Origin of the sequence: Terriglobus sp. YAF25 (assembly GCF_052113305.1) — a bacterium.
In the GTDB taxonomy this organism is placed as follows: Bacteria; Acidobacteriota; Terriglobia; order Terriglobales; family Acidobacteriaceae; genus Terriglobus.
The window spans coordinates 1-8,642 of the sequence record NZ_JBFRCY010000147.1; the positions used below are offsets into that span (position 1 = coordinate 1).

Below are 8,642 nucleotides of genomic sequence, written 5' to 3' on the forward strand. Positions count from 1 at the left end.
CTCTACATGCACGTTCACTTCTGGCCGGGCGAGTACATCGCGATCGGAGGACTTAGCGTGAAGGTGAAGAGCGCAAAGTTCCTCAAGACCGGCAAGCCCATAACCTTCACCCAGAATGAGTGGCACGTCAAGTTCACCGACCTGCCGGAGAAGGCGCCGGACTCTCCGGTAACCACCATTGCAATCGAATGCGACGGCGAGCCGGCCCAGGACAACATCCGCGTTCGGAAAGAAAAACCGCGCGCCGGCGTCTAGCTGGCATGGTCCCTCCAACCTGCCACCGGGAGCCGAAATCACTAGGCGACTCCCGGCGGCTTTGTATCAGAAGCGCAGCACGCTGCCCGCTTCGTAATATCGCCAGGTCATCGGCAACCTTATCGCTACCTGCCCAAAAGGAAGACAAACATGACAGATTTCACTCGAAGAGAATCGTTCAAACTGTTCGCAGCCGCGCCTCTGCTCACCACAGGCCTGCATCGTTCCGCATGGGCGATGAAGGCGGAAAAGCCCTCAGCTCAGCCCGACTGGTCTCGCCTTGTGATCGATGGCATGCTGCACCGCACACCGGACCCTCGCAACCTGAGCGGCTGGGGCTATGCCGTTTCCCTCTTCCTCTATGGGCAATATCTCTTCTATAAGCGAACCAAGGAAAAGAAGTATCTGAACTACATCCAGGGCTGGGTCGATAAGCACGTCAACGATGAGGGCGTGATTGATCGTCCGATCACCGCGCTCGACTATGTGCTGCCCGGCAATCTCCTGCTCATCCTGCATAAGGAGACCGGACAGAAGAAGTACAAGACCGCCGCCGACACCATTCGCCACACCTTCGACAACTATCCGCGCACCGAGGACGGCGGCTTCTGGCACGCACTCTCTCGCCAGCACCAGCTATGGCTCGACGGCATCTTTATGGGAATGCCGTTCCTGGTGCGCTACGGCACGGCCTACGGAGAGAGCAAATATACGCTCGACGAAGCGGCAAAGCAGTTCCAGATCTATGCCAGCCACCTCAATGATCCGAAGTCGGGCCTGATGTTCCATGCCTATGACGAGTCCGGAGCGCAGCCATGGGCAGATCCCACCACGCATCACTCGGCCTATTTCTGGTGCCGCGCGATTGGATGGTTCGGCATGGCCCTGATCGAGGTTCTCGAACTTATGCCTCACTCCCATCCGCAACGGGAAAAGCTGATTGCCCAGCTTCGTCAGCTCTGCGAGGCCTACAGCCGCTACCAGGACAAGGAGACCGGCCTCTGGTTTCAGATTCTGGACAAAGGCGACGATCCGAACAACTGGCGCGAGACCTCAAGCTCGTGCATGTACACCTACACTATGTCGATGGCGGCCAAACGTGGCTATATTGCAAAACGCTATGCCGACGTCGCGGTCAAAGGCTACAAAGGCGTACTCACGCAACTTTCAAAGGACGATGACGGATTTGGCCATATCGCCAATATCTGCGAAGGCACCAATGTAGGCGACCTCGCGTACTACTACAACCGCCCGCGCCGTACGGACGACTTCCATGGCCTGGGAGCCTTCCTCATCATGAACGAGCACATGCGCAGCGCTTAATCGGACGTCGAAAGCGATCAGAGCATTTTCCCTGTAGGTATAGAGTAGGGCCGCCTTATTCTGATGAGCCAGAATGACGTATCCGGACGAAGCTTCCATGATGTCCACGGTCGAGCCAAGCTTGACGTAAAAGCCGACGGAAGTAGGCGCATTGACCTGCGCCAGAATCACGACACGACCGCTCTCGACCACACCCAGATGGCAGGACTGCATGGTCTGCGACGCCAGCCGGTGCATGACCGGCAATGCCTCGCTGATCAGACGCTCGGTAGGCGGATGCTCCTGCACTAGCTTGAAGAGCTTCAGAGTCAAGGAATACTTCTCCGCCCCCGCCTGTGCGATGTAACCCCGATGCTCCAGACAGAGYAACATGCGAAAGATCTCTGAGACGCTGCGGTTCAACTCACGCGCGATCTGGCTCATGCTCAGACCGACGGTCTGATGAGCCAGAAGTTCGATTACGTCGAGCCCCTTGTCGAGGGCGGGCGCGGCATAATCGTTTTTGAGGTTGCGCTTGGTGCGCGGGCTGGTCTGCTTGGCGGTCTGTTTAAGGCTCATGGCGAGTTATCTGGATACTTTAGAGCATTTCCCTGTTGCTGGGTAGCCCGTGAGGGGGCGTGCAGTGGCGTTTTCATTACGGAAAACGCCCATAGATGTGGAACCCCTACACGACACCTACAGGGAAATGCTCTAGCRCACATCCGCCCTGCCTGCTAGGTAAGGGCTCTGTCCAGATGTACATAGCCGCCATCAGCGCTGAGATGTTGCCCGGTCGTATGGCCAGACATCGTGGGAGATAGCAGAAAGGCGGCCAGCGCCCCGATCTCCTCGATGGTCGTCATCCGATGACCAAGGGGAATGCGGGATTTGATGCGCGACAGCTCCTTCTCGGGATCGCCTACAGTCTTCAGCCAGGTTTGATATAGAGGGGTCATCACTTCCGCCGGCACCACGGCATTTACCCGGATACCGTATGGCAGCAGCTCCGCCGCCCATTCGCGGGTCAGGGCAAGCTGTGCTCCCTTGGCGGCCGCATAGGCTGAGGTTCCGCCCTGCCCCGTCATCGCGACCTTCGAGCTGATATTCACGATCGCGCCTACCGACGCCTTTAAAAGAGGCAATGCGAACTGGGCCAGAGCGTAATAGTGCAGCAGGTTCTGCTGCAGGCTCTCCATAAACCGCTCCGGCGTGCCATTTTCAAGGCCGATTCCATCATTCGCTCCGGCGTTATTGACCAGGCCGAAGAGTTCACCATATTTGGCCTGTATATGGTCGATCGCCGTCCGGCACTGGCGGGTCTCTCCCAGTTCCAGCTCAACCAGCTCGCAGGGCAGACCTTTCTGGTCCACATCTTCCATCAGTTGCCGCACGGCCGATGTTACACGGCCTAGTATCACCACCCTGGCGCCTTCGGCCAGACATGCACGGGTGATTCCCTCGCCGATGCCAGAGCCCCCGCCGGTGACGGCAATCACCTTCCCCTTAAGTCCCAGATCCATATGCGCCCTTTAGCGGAGATTGAAATAGCCACCATCGATCGGATAATCGGCACCGGTCACGAACGACGAAGCGTCCGAACAGAGATATAGCGCCAGAAGCGCGATCTCCTGGGGAGTCCCCATGCGGCCGACCGGCTGGGCGGCTGCCAGACGGGCCATCTGCTCCGCCTCTTTGCCGGCGTAGTTACGCGCCAAGAAATCGTCGACGAACGGCGTGTGCACACGTGCAGGCGAGATACAGTTGCACCGAATGCCGTGCTGCAGGTAGTCCTTTGCAACAGAGAGTGTCATCGACAGTACGGCTCCCTTGCTCATGGAATACGCGAATCTGTCTGACAGCCCGGCAGTGGCGGCAATCGACGCCATATTCAGAATCACTCCGCTCTTCTTCTCGACCATCTGGGCAACCGCGGACTGCATCACCAGGTATGAGCCTTTAACATTAATCCGGAACAGACGGTCAAACGAGGCGACATCGGTCGAAAGCAGCGTTCCGATATGTGAAACGCCGGCACTGTTTACCAGGATGTCGGTTCCACCTGCCTCGCCGATCGCTGCAAATGCCTGCTGCACCTGCGCTGGGTCACTTACATCGCACGGAATACCGCTTGCCCCCGGAATCGCCACAGCCGCGGCCTCTAACTGCGCGGGATTGATATCGAGAAGAGTGATGCGTGCTCCGGCCTCGGCGAAGGCAGTGGCGATCGCATTGCCGATGCCGCTTGCACCGCCCGTAACGACCGCAGATTTCCCTTCAAGGCGAAATGGAGAGGATGGCATTCCAGTTGTCATTCCCGGAGTTATAGCATCGCAAAAGACCGCTTGCCAAATAAGAATCCGGCGTTTCGCAGGCTGAGAAATAGTTGGGCAGATTACCGTATGCGAAAAAATATTTTTATTGACGAAATACAATGGAAAAACATAAACTGCCAGCAATTTACCGAGGGGCAGTCTGAACGCGCCCATGTTGGAGCAAGCGTGACATTGGAGTGCGATAACATGCTCACTGCCATCTGTTTGGGCAGCCTGACGGTTGCGTTACCGCATCATCTCTCCCTGCCGAAGGACGAGATGTCACTGTCCGCACCGTTAACCGCTATCGGTATGACCAGAAAGCGTTGAACGTATGCTGCGAACCGGAATCCTCAATCCTCATATCAATTCGCTGCTTAGCAGGGTCAGACACACCAATACTCTCGTCATCGCCGACCGTGGCTTTCCCTACTGGCCGATGATTGAGACAGTGGACATATCCCTGGTGGACAACATTCCCAGCGTGACCGATGTGCTTCAGGCGTTGCTTCCTAACTTCGTTGCCGGAAAATGCTGGATGGCACGGGAGTTCCAGGAGATGAACGACGCAGCTACCGTGGCGCGGTTCACATCGCTTCTTCCTCCCATCGGCTGGGAACCACACATCGATTTCAAGAAGCGGGTTCCACATGCCATCGGCCTGATCCGGACGGCAGAAACGATCCAGTATGCAAATGTGATTTTGGAGTCTGCCTGACACGATGCCTTCGGATTCCACCAAGCCTCATGACAGCAATTCCAGGCAAGTCTGCGTGGATGCACACCACCATCTCTGGGAGTATGACGAGATCCAGTATGACTGGATCTCCCCGGAAATGCCGGAACTGCGACGGGATTTTCTTCCATCGGATCTGGAGCTTAGGATGGAAGAGGCTGGCGTCGACGGGGCCGTGACAGTGCAGGCGAGACAAACGATTGGGGAGACGGAGTGGCTGCTGAAGCTTGCGGCGCAGCATTTTTTTCTCTACGGGGTCGTAGGCTGGGCTCCCATTGCGGAGGACAGCTTCCCTGCGCTTCTGGAACGGCTCAGTCAGGAGTCGAAGCTCCTGGGTCTGCGCCACGTCGTTCAGGCCGAGCCCGCCGGCTTTCTGGATGCACCGGCCTTCAACCGCGGTATCGAGCGCCTGCAAACCTGCGGCCTCATCTACGACATCCTCATCTTTCAGCATCAGCTCGAGGAGGCGATCCGCTTCGTCGATCGTCATCCCAACCAGCAGTTTGTTGTCGACCATGCCGCCAAACCACGCATCGCCGCGCGGGAGATCGAGCCCTGGGCGGCCAATCTCCACGAGCTGGCGAGACGGCCCAACGTTGTCTGTAAGATCTCCGGCCTGGTTACGGAGGGCGACTGGAAGTCATGGTCCACCGAAACACTGGCGCCCTATCTCGACGTCTGTCTTGAAGCCTTTGGCGCAGACAGACTCATGGCCGGGTCAGATTGGCCTGTCTGCCTGTTGGCGACGGACTATAAACAATGGTGGGGCTTCCTGCGGCAGTACTTTGCCGCCCTCAGCGATTCCGAACAACAGAGCCTCTTTGCCGGAACCTGCTGCCGCACCTACAAAATTTCCATGCCCAGACTCTCAACACAGGGAAAGGCGATCTGACGATGGCCGCTTCACAGAAATCGCACGCACCGGGCATCTTCCCCAAGGGAAACATGGCGGTCTTTGTCCTTGTGACCGTCCTCTTCTTCCTTTGGGGCATGTCCAATAACCTCACCGACATCCTGGTACAGCAGTTCCAGAAGTCGTTCGAGCTGACGCAGATGCAGGCCCAGTTGGTACAGACGTCTGTCTTCTTTGGATATTTCTGTATGGCGTTGCCGGCAGCCTTCCTGATGGAGCGGCGCGGCTACAAAGCGGGCATCCTGGGCGGACTCTTTCTCTTCGGCACGGGCATGCTGATGTTCTGGCCGGCGGCCGTCGTCGGAAAGTATTGGACGTTCCTGACGGCCCTCTTCTTTGTCGGCTGCGGATCAGCCGTGCTTGAGACCGCCGCCAATCCGTTCATCGCGCAGTTTGGCCCCTCTGAAACCTCGGTACAGCGGCTCAATTTCTCTCAGGCATTCAATCCCCCCGGAACGATTACCGGTGTCATACTCGGAGCCACCTTCATCTTCTCCGGCATCGAGCTCAAGCCTGCGCAGGTCGCGGCCATGAAGCTCCAGGGAACCTATCAGAGCTACCTGCATAGCGAGATCATGCGCGTTGTCCCGGTCTATCTGGGACTTGGCTGCGTCGTCTTCTTTCTGGCGTTTCTGATCTGGCGAGTCCGCTTCCCGGCTATCGACCAATCTGTGGAGGCTGCCGGCGGAGAAGCCGCGATGTTTTCGGATCTGTTGCATGCTCCGCGGCTGTGGTGGTCTGTGGCGGCGCAGTTCTGCTATTGCGGAGCGCAGATCAGCACATGGTCCTCTCTGATCCCTTATCTCCGTCAGTACACGACACTTACAGAGAAGAAGGCAGCTTACTGGCTGATCGGAAATCTGATCGCATTCTCTGTCGGCCGCTTCGCCGCAACCGCCCTGATGCGCTGGATCCGGCCCATGCGGTTGGTTCTCGCCTATGCCGTGATTAATCTGTGCCTGTTGTCAGTCTGCATCACCCATCCCAGCCTGGTGGGCGCGGGCGCGATTCTCGCAACCAGCTTCTTTATGGCCCCGATGTTTCCGTCCATCTTCGCTGTTGGCGTGTCGGACCTCGGCCCAGCAGCGAAGCTTGGCGGCTCCACCATTGTCATGGCAGTCGTGGGCGGCGCTATTATTCCGCCGCTCCTCGGTTATGTCGCCCATCGCTACTCCAGTTATGCCCTCGGTTATTCCGTTACAGCGGTCTGCTATCTGTTTGTCGTTCTCTACGCGTGGATGATGGCAAAAAGCATTCCAGTCGCCGAACAAGCAGCTACAGCACAACCTGCAACCGGTATTACCCACTAGTGGAAGGAACACACCGTGAACGATCTTCGCATTGAACGTATACGAACTATCGACCTTCGCTTCCCGACATCTCGCGAGGCCATTGGCTCGGATGCGGTCAACAAGGATCCTGACTATTCCGCCGCCTACTGCATCCTGGAAACAAACTCCGGACTGGAAGGTCATGGGCTGACGTTTACTCTCGGACGCGGCACAGACATCGTTGTCCRGGCTCTCGACTACCTTGCCAGGACCGTCAAAGGCCGCACACTTTCCTCCATCGTCTCCAACTTTGCCGCCTTCTCCCGCGAGCTTACCGATGAGAGCCAGTTCCGTTGGCTCGGTCCGGAAAAAGGCGTGATTCACCTTGCCACCGGCGCCCTGATCAATGCGGTCTGGGACCTTTACGCCAAGGTGGAGGGCAAGCCGCTTTGGAAGCTGCTTGCGGAGATGGAGACCGAACAGCTGCTTTCAGCAGTCGACTTCCGGTATATCGACGACGCCATTTCCCGCGACGAGGCGAAAGCGATCCTCGATGCCGGAAAGGCCGGCATAAGCGAACGGCTTGCCCAGCTTCAGGCGGAAGGTTACCCGGCTTACACCACCTCAGCCGGATGGTTCGGCTTCAGCGACGAGAAGATCAGGCGCCTGTGCCATGAAGGCCTGGCCGATGGCTGGACTCACTTCAAGCTGAAGGTTGGCGGCGATCCAGCGGACGACCTGCGCCGCGGACGCATCGTGCGCGAGGAGATCGGCTGGGAGAATCGCATGATGGTCGATGCAAACCAGAAGTGGGGCGTCTCCGAATCCATCGATCGCATTCACCAGTTGCAAGAGCTCGAGCCCTGGTGGATGGAAGAGCCCACCAGCCCTGACGATATCCTTGGCCATGCGCGAATCCGCCGAGAGTGCAAACCGACACGCATTGCCACTGGGGAACACTGCCATAACCGCGTGATGTTCAAGCAGCTCATGCAGGCCGAAGCCATTGATGTCTGCCAGATCGATAGCTGCCGCGTCGCCGGAGTCAACGAGAACATCGCTATCCTGTTGATGGCGGCAAAGTTTGGCATCCCGGTATGCCCGCACGCAGGCGGTGTAGGACTTTGCGAGTATGTCCAGCACCTCTCGTTCTTCGACTATCTTCGTGTCTCGCGGAGCCTCGAAAACCGCGTGATCGAGTACGTCGATCACCTCCACGAGCACTTCCTGCATCCTGTCCACATCCGCAAGGGCAGATACCTTCTGCCGGAAGCACCCGGCTACAGCATTCAGATCTATCCGGAATCGCTGGAGACCTATCAGTATCCCGGTGGCGCTGCGTGGGCCGAGCCGTCGTATCAGGAGCAGCACGTCCGCTAATACTGAGCAACGCCATTACCCTGCAACTGCCGCCTCTCCAGGCGGCAGTTTTGCTTTAAATAAACGAAATCTCCCTTATTTCATTTATGAAGAGTTGTTTTTCCTTAGCGACAGAAGAAATTGAGAGAAACGACGTCTTTCACCTGTTCGTTTTCTCATACGCGATAGCTTCCTGCCGCACGTCAAATCTACAAATAACGGGACATTTCTCCATCTTTTGGAATATCGACGCGCGCACTGGCACCCTTTTGATTCCATTGCAATTCTTGTCTTTATTCCATATACGAGAATTAATTTTTACCCTTGACAATCGAAAATCCTGACAAACAGACTGGCCAACATCCCTCGGGGGTATAAAAACAATGATCCGAACTGCAGTACGCATCCTTTGTGTGGCCACGTGTCTCGTTTTCTTCTCGTCCATGGCCGTTGGACAGCTCACCACGGCGACCCTTTCCGGAGAGGTCCAGGAC

Annotated in this window: 8 protein-coding genes and 2 pseudogenes; 7 read left to right on the forward strand and 3 right to left on the reverse strand. The window is 57.2% G+C overall.

Going from position 1 to position 8,642, the window contains the following annotated elements:
• Positions 1–255, forward strand: a pseudogene (locus AB4043_RS08165) (alpha-L-fucosidase); the annotation flags it as partial.
• Positions 256–549: 294 nt separating this feature from the next.
• Positions 550–1,506 (forward strand): annotated as a pseudogene (locus tag AB4043_RS08170) (glycoside hydrolase family 88/105 protein); the annotation flags it as partial.
• Here the strand turns inward: AB4043_RS08170 and AB4043_RS08175 are convergent.
• The 3 genes from AB4043_RS08175 to AB4043_RS08185 form a co-directional block, all read right to left on the reverse strand.
• Positions 1,423–2,136: an IclR family transcriptional regulator gene (locus AB4043_RS08175; RefSeq protein ID WP_442306831.1), complete on the reverse strand. Its 714-nt coding sequence runs from the start codon at positions 2,134–2,136 to the stop codon at positions 1,423–1,425. The pseudogene AB4043_RS08170 and the gene AB4043_RS08175 sit on opposite strands and share 84 nt — an antisense overlap.
• A gap of 155 nt (positions 2,137–2,291) precedes the next feature.
• A complete protein-coding gene (locus tag AB4043_RS08180) occupies positions 2,292–3,077 on the reverse strand; it encodes an SDR family oxidoreductase (protein WP_442302350.1) in 786 nt (261 codons plus the stop codon).
• Positions 3,078–3,086: 9 nt separating this feature from the next.
• The gene (locus AB4043_RS08185; RefSeq protein WP_442302351.1) at positions 3,087–3,857 is read right to left on the reverse strand and encodes an SDR family NAD(P)-dependent oxidoreductase; all 771 of its coding nucleotides are present in this window, start codon (positions 3,855–3,857) and stop codon (positions 3,087–3,089) included.
• A gap of 99 nt (positions 3,858–3,956) precedes the next feature.
• Between AB4043_RS08185 and AB4043_RS08190 the strand changes: the two genes are divergently transcribed.
• Genes AB4043_RS08190 through AB4043_RS08210 form a run of 5 tightly spaced genes read left to right on the forward strand, consistent with a single transcriptional unit; the run spans position 3,957 to position 8,169 of the window.
• Positions 3,957–4,199, forward strand: a complete 243-nt coding sequence (locus AB4043_RS08190; RefSeq protein WP_442302352.1) for a hypothetical protein — start codon at positions 3,957–3,959, stop codon at positions 4,197–4,199.
• Between the two features lie 4 nt (positions 4,200–4,203).
• Positions 4,204–4,587 carry an RbsD/FucU domain-containing protein gene (locus tag AB4043_RS08195; RefSeq protein ID WP_442302353.1) on the forward strand — a complete coding sequence of 128 codons (384 nt, stop codon included), beginning with the start codon at positions 4,204–4,206 and terminating at the stop codon, positions 4,585–4,587.
• A 55-nt stretch (positions 4,588–4,642) separates the two neighbouring features.
• Positions 4,643–5,497, forward strand: coding sequence for an amidohydrolase family protein (locus AB4043_RS08200; protein WP_442306832.1), 855 nt, complete (start codon positions 4,643–4,645; stop codon positions 5,495–5,497).
• 2 nt (positions 5,498–5,499) lie between these two features.
• Positions 5,500–6,828, forward strand: coding sequence for an L-fucose:H+ symporter permease (gene fucP, locus AB4043_RS08205; RefSeq protein WP_442302355.1), 1,329 nt, complete (start codon positions 5,500–5,502; stop codon positions 6,826–6,828).
• A 15-nt stretch (positions 6,829–6,843) separates the two neighbouring features.
• The gene (locus tag AB4043_RS08210; RefSeq protein WP_442306833.1) at positions 6,844–8,169 is read left to right on the forward strand and encodes an enolase C-terminal domain-like protein; all 1,326 of its coding nucleotides are present in this window, start codon (positions 6,844–6,846) and stop codon (positions 8,167–8,169) included.
• Positions 8,170–8,642: the final 473 nt, after the last annotated feature.

Excerpts from the sequence above, each read along its gene's own strand:
- AB4043_RS08180 (WP_442302350.1), bottom strand. The coding sequence starts at position 3,077 with ATGGATCTGGGACTTAAGGGGAAGGTGATTGCCGTCACCGGCGGGGGC.
- AB4043_RS08195 (WP_442302353.1), top strand. The coding sequence starts at position 4,204 with ATGCTGCGAACCGGAATCCTCAATCCTCATATCAATTCGCTGCTTAGC.
- AB4043_RS08185 (WP_442302351.1), bottom strand. The coding sequence starts at position 3,857 with ATGCCATCCTCTCCATTTCGCCTTGAAGGGAAATCTGCGGTCGTTACG.
- AB4043_RS08190 (WP_442302352.1), top strand. The coding sequence starts at position 3,957 with ATGCGAAAAAATATTTTTATTGACGAAATACAATGGAAAAACATAAAC.
- fucP (WP_442302355.1), top strand. The coding sequence starts at position 5,500 with ATGGCCGCTTCACAGAAATCGCACGCACCGGGCATCTTCCCCAAGGGA.